The organism is Streptomyces sp. NPDC048288 (assembly GCF_043201555.1).
In the GTDB taxonomy this organism is placed as follows: Bacteria; Actinomycetota; Actinomycetes; order Streptomycetales; family Streptomycetaceae; genus Streptomyces.
The window spans coordinates 244,365-260,306 of record NZ_JBICZD010000007.1 but is presented as its reverse complement, the minus strand read 5'-3'; the positions used below and the strand labels follow the sequence as shown (position 1 = coordinate 260,306).

Sequence of the window (15,942 nt, the reverse complement as noted above, 5' to 3'; positions counted from 1 at the left end):
CGGGCAGTGGCCGAGGCCGGCCGCGTGCAGAAGCGGGACGAACGTCGCCGGGCAGCATCGCCGGCGACGACGCCTCGGCGTTCACGTCGGAGTACGGGCACGCTCCGGCAGTCATTTGACTCAAGGCCCGCCGCTGAAGAACTTCTACGATTCCTGGAGAAGGGCGGAGCGTACCGGGATGACTGGGGGGACGCATGCACGAGGCCGAACTCCTTGGACGCGACGGAGAGCTGAGGATCCTGCGGGAACTGACCGGGAGGCTGCCCGGTACCGGTGGCGCGTTGGCGCTTCAGGGCCGCCCCGGCGTCGGCAAGTCCGCGTTGCTGCGGGCCGCCGCCGACCATGCCCGGTCCACGGGATGGCAGGTGATCGGGGCGGCGGGGCGCGCCGGTGGCGCACCCTTCAGCGGCCTGCGTGAACTCCTGCAACCGGTGCTCGGCTCGGCGGGCTCACTGCCCGCGGGACAGGACAGGGCCCTGCGGTCGGCGTTCGAGACCGGGTCGGCGCCGCCGCCGGAGACGTTCAGGGTGGCGCTGGCCGCGCTGAACCTCATCGCCGCGAGGGCGGCCGAGCGGCCCGTGGTGCTGATCGCCGACGACGTGCAGTGGTTCGACAGGCCCTCCCAGGAAGTACTGGCCTTCATGGCGCGCCGGGCCGATCACGACCCGGTCGTCATCCTCGCGGCCCTCCGCAGCGGATGGACTCTTCCGGGCATGCCGGTGCTGGACGTGCCGGTGCTGGACGAAGCCTCGGCGCGGCGGCTGCTCGCCCGCCGTGCGGCCGCGCTTCCCGCCGCCGTGCGCGAGCGCATGCTCGGAGAGGCACTCGGCAACCCGCTCGCGCTGGTGGAACTCCCCGCGGCATGGCCCCCGGCCGGCCCTCCAGGCGCATGGGCCCACCTGCCGGTGAACTCCGCCCTGACCACGGCGTTCGCGGGCGGGCTCGGCGCACTGCCGGACCAGGCGCGGGACGCCCTGGTGATCGCGGCCGTCACCCACACGGGAGAACTCTCGGAAGTCCTGGCGGCCGCCTCCGTTCTGACCCGTCGGCCGGTGCCGGTGGACGCCCTCGACAGCGCGGTCGCAGCCCGTTTGATACGGCTCGACGGGACGAAGGTCCACTTCCTTCATCCAGTGGTCCGGTTCGCGGTGCTGGATGCCGAGGCCCCGGCCAGGCGGCGAGCCGCCCATGCCGCTCTGGCGCAGGTGCTGGCCGACCATCCGGACCGGTGCACCTGGCATCGTGCCCAGTCCGTCAACGGCCCCGACGACGAACTGGCGGACGAACTGGCGGATGCCCACGTTCCCCTGCTCCGGAGTCACGGAGTCGTGGCGGCCATCTGGGCGCTCCAGCGATCGGCGCAGCTGACCACGGACTCGGCCACCCGGGGACACCGGTTGCTGGGTGCGGCCGAGCACGCGTACGGCCTCGGCCGCACACGCCTGACCCACGCTCTGATCGACGAGGCCGAACGCCAGCAGCTCGGCGGCACGGACCGAGCGAAGGCCGGGTGGCTGCGCGACATCTCCGAGGCAGGCCCGCAGGCGGAGCCGGTCCCGGCGCGCGCGCTCGACATCACCGAGCCCACGGCCGGCGATCCCGGCCTGGCCCTCGACCTGCTGCTGAGTGCGGCGCTGCGGGCACAGGGGGCGGATGCCGGCTCCGCCCGGCGAGCCGGCATCGTCGCGGCCGCCGACCGGCTGACGGCCACGGGCGACCCGCGCCACATCGCGGCTCTCGCGCTGACCGAACCCGTGCTCCGCGGCCGGGCGGTGGCCGGCCGGCTGCCGTCGACCGCGGCGGTGTCGGCTCTCCCCGACGCGGACGGGCTGCGGCTGCTCGGTATGGCCGCGCACGCGATCGGCGACCCGATCCGCGCGGTCGACCTGCTCGGCCGGGCGGAACCGGTCTTCCGCGATCAGGGCCGGCTCGGCCTGCTGTCGGCCGTGCTCCTCACCCAGGCCGCCGACCTGCTGCTGCTGGGGGACTGGCCGCGTGCGGCGACCCTCGCCGACGAAGCGCGCCGGATCGTCGCCGAGACCCGGCAGCCGGGCTCCATCGCCGCGCTGACCGGCTTGGACGCGGTCGCCGCCGGGCTGCGCGGGGAAAAGGAGCGGGCATTGGAGCTGGCCGACACCGTGGCCGCATGGGAGCGCGCCGATCTGGTCCCGGGGCTGCGACTGGCCCGCGGCCACGCACGGCTCGGTGCCGGGCAGTACACCGAGGCGTACGACGAGCTGAGGCCGCTGTTCGACCAGCCCCGTGAGCGTCTGACGTGGCACAGCTTCACCGCGCTGATGCCGTTCGCCACGGCGGCGGACCGCAGCGGCGCCCGCCGTGACGCCGTGGACGTGCTCGCGGAGCTCGAGGAGGTCGCGCGCATCACCCCCGCCCCGCTGCTGCACGTCCAACTGCCGTACGCACGGGCCGTGCTCGCCCCCGAGTCCGCGGCCGAGGAGCTGTACATGGCGGCGTTGGGCCAGGATTTGGCCCGCTGGCCGCTCGTCAAGGCCCGGACGGAACAGGCGTACGGACTGTGGCTGCGGCGCCGGCGCCAGTCCGCCGAGGCGCGCCCGATGCTGCTCGCGGCGCGGACCACGTTCGAACTCGTCGGGGCCTGCGACTGGGCCGGGCACAGTGGCACTCAGGGAGCCGACGGCCCGCTCCCGTCCGTCGTGGACCTGTTGTCGCCGCGGGAGAGACTGATCGCCGGCCTGGCCGCGGAAGGGCTCTCCAACCGGGAGATGGCGGAACGACTGCACCTGTCGCCCCGTACGATCGCGGCTCATCTCTACCGGGTCTTCCCCAAGCTCGGAATCAGGTCGCGCGGTGAGCTGGGGTCCGTGCTGAAGCGGCCGGAGACGGCCGTGACCGACGGCTGAGACCAGCCCCGCGCCGCAGCACCGGATGAGCACCCGGGATCAGTCGGATGACCCAAGCCGCCGACCGCGCCGGGTGCTTACCGTGGCCGCACTGAGGGGTCGTCGGAAGGAAGCCATGGGTACGGCGATGCTGGTCGGAAGGCGGCGGGAGATCGCGGTGCTGACGGGGCTCCTCGACCGTACGCCGCCGCGGAGCGAGGTGCTGCTGATACTCGGGGATCCGGGCATCGGCAAGTCGTCGCTGCTCAACGAGGCGGAGTCCCAGGGGCGGGACCGGGGCTTCCGGATACTTCGGCTGGTCGGCGTGGAGGCGGAGGCAGGCTTCCCGTTCGCGGGACTGCACCAGATGGTCCGTCCGGTCCTCGACCGGGTCTCGCTGCTTCCGCGGAACGAGAGCGATGCCCTGTCGGCGGCGTTCGGGCTGGCCGAGGGCCCGCCGCCGGAGCCGTTCCTGATCTCCATGGCGGTCGTCAACCTGCTGGCGGCCGTGGCGGAGGACGAGCCGGTGCTGGTCCTGGCCGACGACGTGCAGTGGCTGGATCCGCAGTCGCACGAGGTGCTGACGTTCGTCGCGCGGCGCGTGACCGGAGCAGTGGTGATCATCGCTGTGATGCGCACGGGCCACACGGGCCCGTTCCTCAACGCCCGTTTTCCGCAGCTGGACGTCGGCGGCGTGGACGACGACGCGGCGGCGCGGATCCTGGCGGATCACGCCCCCGGGCTGGGTCCGGCCGAGTGGCGGCGCATCCGGGACGAGGCACGCGGTAATCCGCTGGCGCTGCGGGAGTTGCCGGTCGCCATGACGGCTCTGCGGCCGGGCGGCGGCGCCCGGCTCGTCGCGGACGCCGGCCTGCGTCCGCTGAGCCTGTCCGACCGGCTGGAGCACGCGTTCGCGGGGCGCGGTGCCGAGCTGCCCTCGGCGACCCGGGACGCCTTGCTCGTCACGGCCGTCGATCCGACCGACGAGCTCACCGAAATCATCGCGGCGGTCTCGGTCCTGCGCTCGGACGAGGTCACCCCCGAGGTGTTCGCCCCCGCGCAGGCGGTCGGGCTGGTGACCGTGCGGGACGGCCGCGTCGCCTTCCTGCATCCCCTGATGCGTTCGGGCGTCCTCCAGGCCGAAACCCTGGCCCGGCACCAGTCGGCCCACAGCGCGCTGGCCGATGTCATGGCCGATCCCTACCGGCGGACCTGGCACCGGGCCCAGTCGATCGTCGGCCCGGACGACCGGATCGCCGACGATCTCGAGGCCAACGCCGCCCAGGCCCTGCGCCGGGGCGCGGTGATAGCGGCGATCACCGATCTGGAGCGGTCGGCACAGCTGACGAGCTGGTCGGCGCGGCGCGGACACCGGCTGCTGATGGCCGCCGAGCACGCCTTCGGACTGGGCCGTGGCGACATGGTCAACGCGTTGCTCCAGTCGGCGGCCAGGACCGATCTGACCGACCTGGACCGGGCTCGCATGGAATGGCTCCGCGAGATCTTCGACGACGGCATCCCCGGCGACGCCGTCCGTGTCAGCGAGCTGTGCGACATCGCCCTGCGGTCCGCCGCCGCGGCCGATGCCGATCTGGCGCTCAACCTGTTGTTGGGGGCGGCCCTGCGCTGTTGGTGGGCCGACACCGGGCCGGCCGCCCGGGAGCGTGTGGCCGACTGTGTCGACCAGCTGCCCGAGGCCGCGGACGACCCGCGCTGCGTCGCGACCCTGGCGGTGGCGGAACCGGTACTGCGTGCCCGGCAGGTCATGGACGCGCTCAACGCGGCGGACCCCGGCGACGACGCCGACGTCCTGCGGGTCCTGGGCATGGCGGCGCACGCGGTGGGGCACGAGGCCCTGGCGGCCGAACTGCTCGTGCACTCCGAGATGACGTTGCGCGAGCAAGGCCGTCTGGGTCTGCTGTCCCAGGTGCTGTCCATGCAGGTGATGATCCACCTGGTGCTCGGGGACCTCGTGCGGGCGGCCGCCGCGGCCGAGGAGGGCGAGCGGCTGGCCGTGGAGACCGGGCAGCCGGTGTGGCGGACCGGGACGCTGGTGTGCGACTCCGTCCTGAAGGCGCTCCTCGGCGACACACAGGAGGCGCTGCGGCTGTCCGCCGAGGCCGAAATGGAAGCGGCCCGCCGCCTCCTGAACGACCTGCTGTCCTGCGTTCAACTCGCCCGCGGGGCCGCGTACCTGGCGGAAGGCCGGAACCGGGACGCGTACCGGATGCTGCGGCGGGCGTTCGATCCGGAGGATCCGAGCTTCCACCAGCGGGAGAGGTTCACCAGCCTGATGTTCCTGGCGGACGCGGCCGTACGCGCCGGCCACCGCGAGGACGCCCGCACCGTGGTGGCCGATCTGGAACTCCTGGCACAGGAGACGCCGTCACCGATCCTGCACGTCCACCTGTCGTACGCCCGCGCTGTCCTGGCCGCCGACGAGGACGCCGAGGACTTCTACCTGGCGGCGTTGCGGAAGGACCTGTCGAGCTGGCCGTACGCCCGCGCGAAGATCGAGCTGGCCTACGGCTCCTGGTCGCGCCGCCTGGGGCGGCTCGACCAGGCACGGTCGCTGCTGCTCTCGGCGCAGTCCGCCTTCGACCGGATCGGCGCGCTCCCGTGGGGCGACGAGGCGCGGCTCGAACTGCGGGCGGCCGGAGCCCCGCTCGTCTGGCCCGACGCGTGCGCAGCCCGGTTCGCACAGATCACCCAGCTGGCCGCGCTGCGGCTGACCGACGACGAGATAGCGCAGCAACTCAGCCTGCCCACCGCGGTGGTGACGATGTACCGCGGCGGAACATGATCCGGCGACCGCGGCGGTGAAGACACCGCGGCAGTCGGATGACGCAAGCCCGGCGCCCCGGCTTCCGGCACCATGACAGGAGTCCGCTTCTCACAAGTCGCCGGATGTGACCGCATGGAAACAGCCGAGAACGGATCGGATTTCTTGCTCGATTCCGAGGATTCGGCGCCCCAGGGTATCGAACTCCGCCATCTGCGCTATTTCGTGGCGGTTGCCGAGGCGGGCACCTTTACTCATGCCGCGGAACGCATGTATGTAGGGCAGCCGACACTGAGTCAGCAGATTCGGCGCCTGGAGGAATTCGTCGGCACACCGCTGCTGCAACGACGGCGGGAAGGCGTACGGCTGACCGAGGCCGGCATCGTACTGCTGGAGGAATCCCGGGCCGTCCTCTCCCTGGTCGATCACGGAGTGAGCAGGACCCGGCGGGCGGCCGGTCTCGGCCGGTCCCGCCTGCGCTTCATCGTCCAGCCGCACCTGCCGTCCACGCTCGCCGCGGAAGCCGTCTCCAGACTGCGCTCCGCCGCCGCCGATGTCGACGTGACGTGGCTGGAAACGGCGCTGGACGCGGAGTTCTCCTCGATCCTCGACCGGCGGGCCGACGCCGCTCTGGGCTGGATGAGCCCGGCCGACCGCACGCTGCCGGACCCTCTCGACGTCATGGAGATCGGGGTCTTCGAACCCGAGGTCTGGGTCCCGGAACAGCACCCGGCGGCCGCGCACGGAGGCATCGGCCTCGACGAACTCGCCCGCATGGACATCATCCACGGGCCGCGCCGCCTCGATCCCGGAACGTACGACGCATGGCGCACCGTGCTGCGGACCGGCAACCCGCGCTTCGACTTCACCGACCCGCCGTTCAGACAGTCGCTGCCCATGACGCTGGCCTTCGCCGCGACCGGGAGCCGGCCCAGCGCCGTCCTGACGGGCCCGTGCCACCGCGTGGGGAGCGAGGCACGGCCGGCGACCGACGCCGCGTGCCACCAGATGGTGCCCGTCCGCGTCGAGCGGTCCCGGCTTTCCGCCACCGCCGGTCTGGTGTGGAGCGCGGACCTGCCCCGTGAAGTGCAGCAGATGCTTTTCGACACCGCGGAAAACATCGCCGTCTGAGCCGGAGTCCCAACCGCAACCGCGGAACACGAAATCCATAGAGCCGACCAATACCAGTATCGTCGGGATCGCTTTCACGGACACCGGGGTTTCGCGGTGAACTGATGACGGCGCAGAAATGCGCGGCCCTCACCCGGAACGGAAGGATCCCCCGATGGGTAAGACCAAGGACATCCACCAGGCGGTCGACGCGGAACTCGCCTTCGACCCGTTCGTGGACGCGACGGACATCACCGTCCACAACCTGAACGGCGAGGTGAGGCTCACCGGCACCGTCCCGAGCTACCTGCAGTACGTGGAGGCCGCCGACGCGGCGCGGCGCGTCGCGGGTGTGACCAAGGTTCACAACCACCTGGAGGTGGTGCTGCCGCCCGAGCACTACCGCGACGACGCGACGCTGGCCGCGACGGCGAACAACGTGCTCCTGATGAACATCGCCGTGCCGCTGGGCGTCGAGGCGACCGCCAACGACGGCAATCTGACGCTGACGGGCATCGTCCGGTACGGCTCCGAGCGCGGGGCCGCCGAAGACGCGGTCTCCGGGCTCACCGGCGTGCGCAACGTCAAGAACAAGATCGACATCGCCGACGACGCCGACCCGGTCGACGTCACCCTGCTGGTCCAGGACGCGCTGGACCGCAACGCGCTGATCCTCGACGACAGCGACGTCGGCATCACCACCAACGAGAACACGGTCGTCCTCACCGGCCATGTCCGCACCTGGGCGGAGCACGACGCGGTGATAGCGGCCGCCTGGATGGCCCCGGGCGTCTACGACGTCCAGGACGACCTCTACATCACCGGCTGACACCCGGTCGGCGAGAGGGCTGCACCAGGGCCGGTTCCCCGGGAACACACCGTGGGACCGGCCCGCTCTCTTCGCCGGCCGTCCGACCAGGACGACAGGAGGAAGCACACCATGCACGACACCGCGCGATCCCGGGCGAAGGAGTCGAAGGACCACGGCTGGTTCCGCGAGCCGGGCACCGATCTCGAACACCTGCTGCGGGACGCTCTCGCGCTGATCGCCGGCACCAAGCCGGTCTCCCGCGAACCCGAGCACCATCACCGGTTCCACGACGCCCCGCGCCACAGGCTCGCCCGTTCCGTGGGGCACCTGGCCGGCTACACCCTGCTCGGCTACATCATCGTCCACCAGCGGCGAAGCCTGAGGCACCTGGCCGACTGAGCCGGTGTGCCACGTCCCGGCGCGGCCTGCAGGCCGCGCCGGGCGCAGTTCGAGAACGTCGGCACGAATCAGCACAGAAAGGGAAGCGCATGGCCGTTCCGCAGAACAACCCATGCGGGGACATACGCTCCGCCGAACACGACTGCCCGGACCTCGACTTGACGGTCTGGCTGCATGTGACCCTGTACGAGAGCCTGCCGCTCCAGGCCCGCTTCAGCTACGACGAGTCCCTGCCCCTCGAGGTGCACGTCGAGTTCTCCAACTCCGCCGGGGGCGTTGTCACATGGGCGCTCTCGCGGGACCTGCTGATCGCGGGCATGCACCAGCCGAGTGGCGACGGCGACGTCCGGATCCTGCCGCCGTGCCCGCGCCATGGCGGGAACGGCCTCTGGGTGCTGCTGCAGGGACGGCGCGGCGGGGCGCTCCTGGAAATCCGCCTCGCCCCCGTGCGCAGGTGGATCGCCGGCACGCTCACGTCGGTACCCCTCGGCACGGAAGGGCTGTCGATGGACTGGGACGAGTCCTTCGAACGCGTCCTGGCGCGGGGGGACCGCTGACGGTCCCCCTGGTGCCTACCCGAGCTCCGCACCGTCGAGGGCCTGGGCGCGGTGGCGCAGATCCAGTCCCTCGGCGAGGACGGAGTCGGGCAGGCGCCTGCGGCCCTCGCGGGTACGCAGCAGGGCAAGCACGATCTGGTCGAGCCCCGAGTGCCGGGGCAGCACCCCGACCAGCCCGCGACGCACGGCCCGCAGCAGCTGACCGGGGCCGACGTACTGGGCCACCAGCACGATCGGCGGCCCCTGTTCGCACCGGGGGCGCCGCGCCCCCCGCATGAGGGCGAGGACCTGTTCGTCGAGTTCCCTGGCCAGCACGAGCAGCGCATCCGCCCGTGCTTCCTGATCCGATCGCAGCACGCGGACGCGGGGCCGCTCCCGCAGTGCGGTGGTGATGGCACAACCGAACCTGGGGTCGGGGGACTTCACGACCACGGTCACAGGAGACGTCACTCGTATCGTTCTCATGACTCCGAAGCTAGGTGACCGGAACCGGGCCGGACTTCGGTCGGACGACTGCCCCGAAGGCCGCATCCCGGTCGTCCGGTGCGTTCCCGTCGCAAGGCAGGCATCTCAGTCGTCCGACTCAAGCCGTCACCGCCGGACCCGGATCCCGATGGCGGCCACGACCCCAGGGACCGCTCAGCCGCCCGGAGGAGGCGACATGACCGGTCCGAACAGCCCGACCCGTCCGGCCGCAGACGATCCGGGCCGGAGCGCACGGATGGCTGCCTGAGGGCCGGTGGGGCCCGCGCCGGCGGCGCGTACGGGGACGCGTCCGGGAAGAAGCCCGCAGGGACGCAGGAGTCCGCATGAGCGGGGGGTGGCCCCTGCGGTGACGGGCAGGGGCCACCCCCTCGGCTACCGCCGGACCGAGAGCAGGTGCCAGTGCCAGGGGTCGAGCGCGACGAACAGGCCGGGGCCGGCGAGTTCGTCGCCTTCCCGGTCGTAGGTGTTCTCGTCGAGCAGTTCGGCCAGAGTGCACGACCGTCCGCGGAGATCGGTCCAGGGCAGCGGAAGCTTCCCCTGAGCGGGCCGGTCCGAGTAGTTGATCACGACGACGTACCGGTCCTGGCCGGCGGACCAGGACCAGGCCAGCAGATTGCGGTGGGTGTCGTTGTCCGGCCAGCCCGCGCAGTCCAGCAGCTGCCAGTCGCCCTCGCGTACGTGGGCCGTTGCGGTCACCAGGCGCTCGTAGAAGGCGTGCAGGGCCTCATCGGCCGGTTCCTGCGGCCGGCGCGAGAGGAACACGGGCAGGCGCACCCGGCGGCCCTCGAACTGGCCCTCGTGCCAGAGTGTCGCGCCGGGCAGGGTGGCGACGGCGACGGCCGCCGCACGCTCCCGGTCGCCGGGCAGGACGGTGGCGGCCCGGGGTTCGTCGTGGTTCTCCATGAAGCGCACCAGCCGGCGCTGGTAGCCGAGGTCGGCCCGGAGGTGGGCACGGACGGATTCGGCGTCCTCGTGGACGAGGCGGTCGTAGAGCCGCTTGTCGTAGCAGTGGTCGAAACCCTGCTGCTGGAGGGCCCATTCGAGGTCCCAGTACGCCTCCGCGACGAAGAGGAGGTCGGGGTGGTGCTCCCGGACCTTCGGGATGACGTACGACCAGAAGTCCTCCGCCGGGGCCGCTCCCGCCCGATGTCCCCACGTCTTGGCGAACACGTCGTTCATCAGCAGCATCGCCATGTCGCAGCGCACCCCGTCCGCCTGGTCGCCGATCGACACCAGGGTCTCCACGGCCGCCGCACGCAGGTCGTCGGCGAAGGCGTTCAGCTGGACCACGTCCGGCCAGGGCGGGAAGTACGGGTCCCGGCCACGCGCATATACCTGATCGCCCGCTTTCAGGAACGCCTCGGGGTCGCGGGCCAGGTCGTCGGGGGTGCCGTGGACCAGGCAGTCCGGGCGTTCGGTGAGCCAGGGGTGGTCGGGGGCCACGTGGTTGGGGACGTGGTCGAGGATCAGGCGTACGCCCCGCGCGGCCAGCCGGGCGCGTGCCTCGGCGAGTCCCGCCGGACCGCCGATACCCGGGTCGACCACGTAGTTCCGTACGCAGTACGGCGATCCGGCGATGTCACCGGTGGCCAGGTCGGGCAGGGCGTGGCGGAAGGAGGAGAGCAGCTCCTCGTTGCGCAGGGCGATCTCCAGTCCCGCCGGGCTGCGCTCCCACACGCCCATCAGCCACACGGCGTCGATACCCGGCCGAGCGACCTCGTCCCACACCTCCTCGGGCACCTCGCCCAGGGTGACCGGGCGTCCGTACCGAGCGGTCAACTCATTCAGCCATACCAGGGTGTTGATCTCGTAGATCACTGTCATGACAGGGGCTCCTCCCTCAGGGCGCCCCAGTCCCCGGCGCCGACGAGACGGAACAGGGTGGCGGTGACGGCTGCCAGGCCGGTCCAGCCGGTCTGGTGCGAGGCGCCGAGACCGGCGCCGTTGTCGCCGTGGAAGTACTCGTAGAACAGGATCAGGTCCTTCCAGTGCGGGTCCTTGGCGAACTTCGGCTGGGCGCCGTGTACCGGGCGGTGGCCCTCGGCGTCGCGCAGGAACGTGGAGGTGAGCCGCCCGGAGATCTCCCGCGCGACCTCGTAGAGATTCAGCTGCCGGCCCGAACCGGTCGGGAACTCCACGGTGAACGTGTCGCCGTGGTACGCGTGCAGGTTCAGCAGGGCACGGATGAGCAGGACGTTGATCGGGAACCACACCGGCCCACGCCAGTTGGAGTTGCCGCCGAACATGCCGGAGTCGGACTCGGCGGGCAGATAGCCGACGCCGTAGGTCTCACCGTGCACCTCGAAGGTGTACGGGTGCTCGGCGTGGTACCGCGACAGCGAGCGGATGCCGTACGGACCGAGGAACTCCTCCTCGTCGAGCATCCGGGCCAGGATCCGGCGCAGCCGGTCCTCGCCGAACAGCGCGAACAGGTGCCGTCCCGCCGTACCGGACCCCAGGGTGTCACCGGAGGAGACGAGGGCCTCGACGGCCGGGTGCCGTCGCACGAAGTCCCGTGCACCCTCGACCAGTTCGGGGAAGCGGCGGTCGGTCCAGGCGCCGACCACGCTGGTCGCGGCGAGCGGAATGAGACCGACCAGGGAGCGGACCTTCAGCCGGGTCGCACCGCCGTCCGGCAGCCGCAGCACGTCGTAGAAGAAGCCGTCCTCCTCGTCCCACAGGGACGCGTTGTCCTTGCCGACGCGGTTCATGGCGACCGCGATCCAGGCGAAGTGCTCGAACAGGGTCTGCGCGTGTTCCAGGTAGACGGGGTTCTCGGCGGCCAGTTCGATGGCGATCTCCAGGAGGTTCTGGCAGTACAGGGCCATCCAGGCGGTGCCGTCCGACTGGTCCAGGTGCCCCCCGGTGGGCAGCGGGGAGCTGCGGTCGAAGACGCCGATGTTGTCCAGACCGAGGAAGCCCCCCTGGAAGACGTTGTTGCCCTCGACGTCCTTGCGGTTGAGCCACCAGGTGAAGTTCTTCATCAGTTTCTGGAAGGCGTTCTCCAGGAAGACGCGGTCGCCGCCGCCCGTGCGGTGCTTCTCCAGCTCGTAGACGAAGAGGACGGCCCAGGCATGCACGGGCGGGTTGACGTCGCCGAAGTTCCACTCGTACGCCGGGATCTGGCCGTTGGGGTGCAGGTACAGGCGGCGCAGCAGCAACTCCAGCTGGGACTTGGCGAAGCCGATGTCGACCACGGACAGGGCGATGGTGTGGAAGGCGAGGTCCCAGGCCGCGAACCAGGGGTACTCCCAGGTGTCCGGCATCGACATGACCTCGTCGTTGACCATGTGGTACCAGGCGCTGTTGCGGATCCGGGGATCGGCGGCCAGCGGATCCACACCGTGCTCGGCCAGCCAGCGCTCGACGTCCAGGTAGTAGTACTGCTTGCTCCACAGCATCCCGGCCAGCGCCTGCCGCACCAGCCGGCGCTCGTCCTCACCCAGCCCGTCCGGGACCACGCCCTCGAAGAACACGTCGGCCTCGGCCCGTCGCGCCTCGATCACCTGGTTGAACCCGTCGAAGGGGTCGGCGAGTTCGATGTCGGTCAGGCGCAGCCGGACGGTGGCGCTCCCGCCCACGGGAACGGTGAGCACATGGTGGACGGCGGCCTTGGTGCCGGTGTGCCCGGGGTTGACGGCGTCGGTCTCGCCGTGGACGACGCATCGGTCGATGCCGTCCTTGACGTACGGGGTGGCGTTCGGGGAGCCGAAGACGCGCTCGTTGTCGGTGTCGTTCTCGGTGAAGAGGGTTTCCGGGTCACCTGTGAAATACAGCCACCGCGCGCCGAGTTCCTCGTGGTCGGCCCGGATCGCGCCCGGTGTGAGCCACAGGTTCGGTACGGCCGTGCCGCCCGCCCACGACCAGGTGTGCCGGAACCAGAGGGTCGGCAGCAGGTGGAGGGTGGCCTCGTCGGGGCCGCGGTTGTGCGCGGTGATCTCGACCAGCAGATCCTCGGGGCCGGCCTTGGCGTACTCGACGAACACGTCGAAGTACCGGTCCTCGTCGAAGACTCCCGTGTCCAGCAGCTCGTACTCGACGTCCCGGCGGCCCCTGGCCCGGTTGGTGGCGACCAGGTCGTCGTACGGGAAGGCATCCTGCGGATACTTGTAGAGGTATTTCATGTACGAGTGGGTGGGCGTGTTGTCGAGGTGGAAGTAGTGCTCCTTGACGTCCTCGCCGTGGTTGCCCTCCGCGTTGGTGAGGCCGAACATCCGCTCCTTGAGGATCGAATCCCGGCCGTTCCAGAGCGCCAGCGCGAAGCACAGCCGCTGTTTGTCGTCGCTGACGCCCGCGATGCCGTCCTCGCCCCAGCGGTAGGCCCGGGAGCGGGCCTGGTCATGGGTGAAGTACGACCAGGCGTCACCTCCCCGGCTGTAGTCCTCCCGCACCGTGCCCCACTGCCGCTCGCTCAGATAGGGACCCCAGCGCCGCCACGCCGCCCGCCCCGCGTCGGCCTCCGCGAGCCGGGCCCGCTCCGCGTCCGCACCGCCACTGTTCGCCGCCATCGCACGCCCTCCCTGTAACGACTGCTTCACTCAGAGTCGGCCGTCCCGGACTCCGCGGCAACGCCCCTGCGCCGCCCCGGTCGCCGAAGCTGTCTGCGCTCCACCTCGGACATGCCTCCCCAGACGCCGTACGCTTCAGGACCGCTCATGGCGGTCCAGGCACAGGGCTCGATCACCGGGCAGCGCCTGCAGACGGCCCGGGCCTTCGCCTCCCGCGCGCGCTTCTCGGGACCGTGTTCACCGGGCGGGGAGAAGAAGACGGAGCTGTCCATGCCCCGGCAGCGCGCCCGCTGCTGCCAGTCCCAGTAGGAGAGGAGAGGACGGTGGCGTTGGATCATGACGGGACCTCCCGGAGACAGTTCGGCCCGGTGAAGGGCATCGTCACCGCCTGGCCGGCGCCGCCGCTTCGGTCGTCCGACTGACGAGCGAACGGTACGCCGACGAGCCCGCCTACTCGCTCGGCTGCGCGGCGCCGTTCATCTTCGCCTGGTTCTTCGCGAGGAGCTCCTGCACCTCCTGTTCGACCATGTCCGGGTCGACGCCGAGGGCAGATCCGATGTGAGCCGACCACACCTCCGAGCGGATGTCGGTCTCGAAGTCCAGGTCGGCGCGGACCTTTTCACGGACCGCCTGGCGGTTCTGGCTCACCATCACGAACGTGGACAGAAAGATCGCCTCAAGGCTGACGATCATCGTGAGCAGCCCGAAGGGGTACGGGTCCCAGACCGCGGAACGGCCGAACAGCCCCTCGTTGAAGGTGATCCAGACCGTGAACCACACCGCGTGGATGTAGACGAACTGCATGGTCCCGGAGAAGGTGGTGATCGCGTCAGCGATCCGGTCCTGGGTCCCACGCATCCGTGCCAGGACGGCCTGCTCGTTCCGGAGCCGGATGTGTGACCCGTTTGTCGCAGAGCCCATGACCACTCCTTGGTTCGCTTCCCACGGGATGCCGCTCGCAGGGTATGCGCCGGGCGGTTCGCCGACCTTCCGTCAATCGACTGCGGACGACGCCGAACGCGTACGGGTAAGCCGCCCGTTGAGTCGTTTGACGCAAGCGGGCCGAGTCACACCGCGGCAGGGTGAGGGCCGCACCGCCGCGGTTCCGCTCCGCGCGGGCGGGCGGTCTCCGAACGAGAAGGGCGTGATCATGGCCAGGTCGACCGCCACCGCTCTGTTCTGGCGAGGGCTCCTGGCCGCCGGTATCGATCTCATACGCGCCTTCAGCCGTGACCGCGCCGGCCCGGCCCTCGGGTATCTGCCGCCGGCCGTGCTGTCCTTCGCCGCGGCGTTCGGCGCACTGACGTGGCCGGGCGTCACGGCGCCGGTGCTGACGGCATGGGTGGCGGCGTGGGCACCGGCCATCGGCGTCATGGAGGTGGCCCTGTCGTTCCGGCACGGCGGGAGCGCGGGCGAGCGGGCGATGTGGCCGCTCAGCGGCCTCGTCTCGATCGTCCTCGGGTTCATGCTCGCGGCGCGGCCCGACAGCGGGGCGGTGACACTCGCCACCGTGTTCGGCGCCTTCGGCATCCGGCACGGCGCCTTCGTGCCCGCGCTGTCCGCGCGGACCCGTCGGACCGCTCCGTACGCAGCACGTCCGTCAACGAACAGCACGTCCGTCAACGAAGGGATGCACTCATGTCGAACCCGACGCCTCCGACCGACCCGGCCGCCCGGCCCGCCCCGGTGAGCAAGCTCGCCGAGCTCTCGGAGAAGGCCCGCGACGCGCAGCGGACGGTGGAGGCCGGTCTCTCGCAGGACCGGCAGAAGCTGTCCGCCGCGGTGGCCGACGCGAAGGACAAGGCCGAGCAGGGCGCCCAGCGGCTGAAGGCGAGCGGGGAACAGACGAAGGGGCATGTCACCGGTGCCTGGAACCAGGTACAGACCTCCTGGCAGGAGCATGTGACCGCGGTCCGCGACAAGATCGAGGAACGCAAGGAGGAACGCGACGTGAAGCGGCTGCGGAAAGCCGCAGACGACGCCGAGGACTATGCCTCCGATGCCATCTCCTTCGCGATCGCGGCCGTCGAGGAGGCCGAGTACGCCACCCTGGACGCGGTTCTGGCAAGGGCGGAAGCGGACGACGCCACCGAGGCGGCGGAGTAACTGACGTGCGGGCGGCCCGGAGCGGCTGCGGCGGCAGCCGCCAGGGCGCTGGTCGACGCCGGCCCGTCCCCCGTGGGCAGAGTCGGCGTACGCCACCCTGAGCAGGGTCCGGCCGTAGCCCAGCCGGGGCACTCCGGATCAAGGGTCCCGACCGGTGGAAACGCGGGTCGGGTCCTTTCGTGTGCATGTCGATCGAGCAACGGTCTGAACGGTCTGTTCGCCGCCGCTCGGGGGTTGTCCGGGTGGACGCCTGCGCGCAGTGAGCGCCGTCGCCTCTGTGCGGGCCGCTTGACGAGCCCGGTCATGGGTGCACGGATGCGAG

General features: G+C 71.1%; 13 protein-coding genes. 8 read left to right on the top strand and 5 right to left on the bottom strand.

All coding sequences use genetic code 11. The annotated features are described in order from the left end of the window. The first annotated feature begins 194 nt into the window (after positions 1 to 194). The 6 genes from ACGFZS_RS26075 (at position 195) to ACGFZS_RS26050 (ending at position 8,520) form a co-directional block, all read left to right on the top strand. Positions 195 to 2,882: an AAA family ATPase gene (locus ACGFZS_RS26075; RefSeq protein WP_393797175.1), complete on the top strand. Its 2,688-nt coding sequence runs from the start codon at positions 195 to 197 to the stop codon at positions 2,880 to 2,882. A gap of 115 nt (positions 2,883 to 2,997) precedes the next feature. Continuing rightward, positions 2,998 to 5,664, top strand: a complete 2,667-nt coding sequence (locus ACGFZS_RS26070; RefSeq protein WP_393659656.1) for an AAA family ATPase — start codon at positions 2,998 to 3,000, stop codon at positions 5,662 to 5,664. A 114-nt stretch (positions 5,665 to 5,778) separates the two neighbouring features. Then, a complete protein-coding gene (locus tag ACGFZS_RS26065; protein WP_393797174.1) occupies positions 5,779 to 6,774 on the top strand; it encodes a LysR family transcriptional regulator in 996 nt (331 codons plus the stop codon). Between the two features lie 154 nt (positions 6,775 to 6,928). Next, positions 6,929 to 7,582: a BON domain-containing protein gene (locus tag ACGFZS_RS26060; protein ID WP_362594573.1), complete on the top strand. Its 654-nt coding sequence runs from the start codon at positions 6,929 to 6,931 to the stop codon at positions 7,580 to 7,582. Positions 7,583 to 7,693: 111 nt separating this feature from the next. Further along, complete coding sequence (locus ACGFZS_RS26055; protein WP_393797173.1) at positions 7,694 to 7,963, top strand: hypothetical protein; 270 nt, start codon at positions 7,694 to 7,696, stop codon at positions 7,961 to 7,963. 89 nt (positions 7,964 to 8,052) lie between these two features. Beyond that, positions 8,053 to 8,520, top strand: a complete 468-nt coding sequence (locus ACGFZS_RS26050; RefSeq protein ID WP_393659651.1) for an SsgA family sporulation/cell division regulator — start codon at positions 8,053 to 8,055, stop codon at positions 8,518 to 8,520. 15 nt (positions 8,521 to 8,535) lie between these two features. On the opposite strand, the gene ACGFZS_RS26045 is transcribed toward ACGFZS_RS26050, so the two are convergent. From ACGFZS_RS26045 to ACGFZS_RS26025, 5 genes are all read right to left on the bottom strand, one after another. Next, positions 8,536 to 8,985, bottom strand: a complete 450-nt coding sequence (locus ACGFZS_RS26045) for a hypothetical protein (protein WP_393659649.1) — start codon at positions 8,983 to 8,985, stop codon at positions 8,536 to 8,538. Between the two features lie 393 nt (positions 8,986 to 9,378). After that, positions 9,379 to 10,830, bottom strand: a complete 1,452-nt coding sequence (locus tag ACGFZS_RS26040) for an alpha-amylase (RefSeq protein WP_393797172.1) — start codon at positions 10,828 to 10,830, stop codon at positions 9,379 to 9,381. Continuing rightward, entirely contained in the window at positions 10,827 to 13,514 is a 2,688-nt protein-coding gene (locus ACGFZS_RS26035; RefSeq protein ID WP_393797171.1) for a glucosidase, read from the bottom strand. The genes ACGFZS_RS26040 and ACGFZS_RS26035 overlap by 4 nt, the downstream gene beginning before the upstream one ends. Before the next feature lie 26 nt (positions 13,515 to 13,540). Next, complete coding sequence (locus tag ACGFZS_RS26030; RefSeq protein ID WP_362580178.1) at positions 13,541 to 13,786, bottom strand: WhiB family transcriptional regulator; 246 nt, start codon at positions 13,784 to 13,786, stop codon at positions 13,541 to 13,543. A gap of 178 nt (positions 13,787 to 13,964) precedes the next feature. Further along, complete coding sequence (locus tag ACGFZS_RS26025) at positions 13,965 to 14,435, bottom strand: DUF1003 domain-containing protein (protein ID WP_362580103.1); 471 nt, start codon at positions 14,433 to 14,435, stop codon at positions 13,965 to 13,967. Positions 14,436 to 14,664: 229 nt separating this feature from the next. Here ACGFZS_RS26025 and ACGFZS_RS26020 point away from each other — a divergent pair, with 229 nt between their 5' ends. Both ACGFZS_RS26020 and ACGFZS_RS26015 read left to right on the top strand, forming a co-directional pair. Next, on the top strand, positions 14,665 to 15,204 hold the full coding sequence (locus ACGFZS_RS26020; RefSeq protein WP_393797170.1) for an HdeD family acid-resistance protein: 540 nt from the start codon (positions 14,665 to 14,667) through the stop codon (positions 15,202 to 15,204). Then, on the top strand, positions 15,153 to 15,620 hold the full coding sequence (locus ACGFZS_RS26015) for a hypothetical protein (RefSeq protein ID WP_393659641.1): 468 nt from the start codon (positions 15,153 to 15,155) through the stop codon (positions 15,618 to 15,620). The genes ACGFZS_RS26020 and ACGFZS_RS26015 overlap by 52 nt, the downstream gene beginning before the upstream one ends. The last annotated feature ends 322 nt before the right edge of the window (positions 15,621 to 15,942 follow it).

Bases quoted from the DNA above. Each gene is read 5' to 3' on its own strand.
- ACGFZS_RS26030 (WP_362580178.1), bottom strand. From the start codon at position 13,786: ATGGACAGCTCCGTCTTCTTCTCCCCGCCCGGTGAACACGGTCCCGAG.
- ACGFZS_RS26045 (WP_393659649.1), bottom strand. From the start codon at position 8,985: ATGAGAACGATACGAGTGACGTCTCCTGTGACCGTGGTCGTGAAGTCC.
- ACGFZS_RS26075 (WP_393797175.1), top strand. From the start codon at position 195: ATGCACGAGGCCGAACTCCTTGGACGCGACGGAGAGCTGAGGATCCTG.
- ACGFZS_RS26055 (WP_393797173.1), top strand. From the start codon at position 7,694: ATGCACGACACCGCGCGATCCCGGGCGAAGGAGTCGAAGGACCACGGC.
- ACGFZS_RS26050 (WP_393659651.1), top strand. From the start codon at position 8,053: ATGGCCGTTCCGCAGAACAACCCATGCGGGGACATACGCTCCGCCGAA.
- ACGFZS_RS26070 (WP_393659656.1), top strand. From the start codon at position 2,998: ATGGGTACGGCGATGCTGGTCGGAAGGCGGCGGGAGATCGCGGTGCTG.
- ACGFZS_RS26025 (WP_362580103.1), bottom strand. From the start codon at position 14,435: ATGGGCTCTGCGACAAACGGGTCACACATCCGGCTCCGGAACGAGCAG.
- ACGFZS_RS26065 (WP_393797174.1), top strand. From the start codon at position 5,779: ATGGAAACAGCCGAGAACGGATCGGATTTCTTGCTCGATTCCGAGGAT.
- ACGFZS_RS26060 (WP_362594573.1), top strand. From the start codon at position 6,929: ATGGGTAAGACCAAGGACATCCACCAGGCGGTCGACGCGGAACTCGCC.
- ACGFZS_RS26040 (WP_393797172.1), bottom strand. From the start codon at position 10,830: ATGACAGTGATCTACGAGATCAACACCCTGGTATGGCTGAATGAGTTG.
- ACGFZS_RS26020 (WP_393797170.1), top strand. From the start codon at position 14,665: ATGGCCAGGTCGACCGCCACCGCTCTGTTCTGGCGAGGGCTCCTGGCC.
- ACGFZS_RS26015 (WP_393659641.1), top strand. From the start codon at position 15,153: ATGTCGAACCCGACGCCTCCGACCGACCCGGCCGCCCGGCCCGCCCCG.
- ACGFZS_RS26035 (WP_393797171.1), bottom strand. From the start codon at position 13,514: ATGGCGGCGAACAGTGGCGGTGCGGACGCGGAGCGGGCCCGGCTCGCG.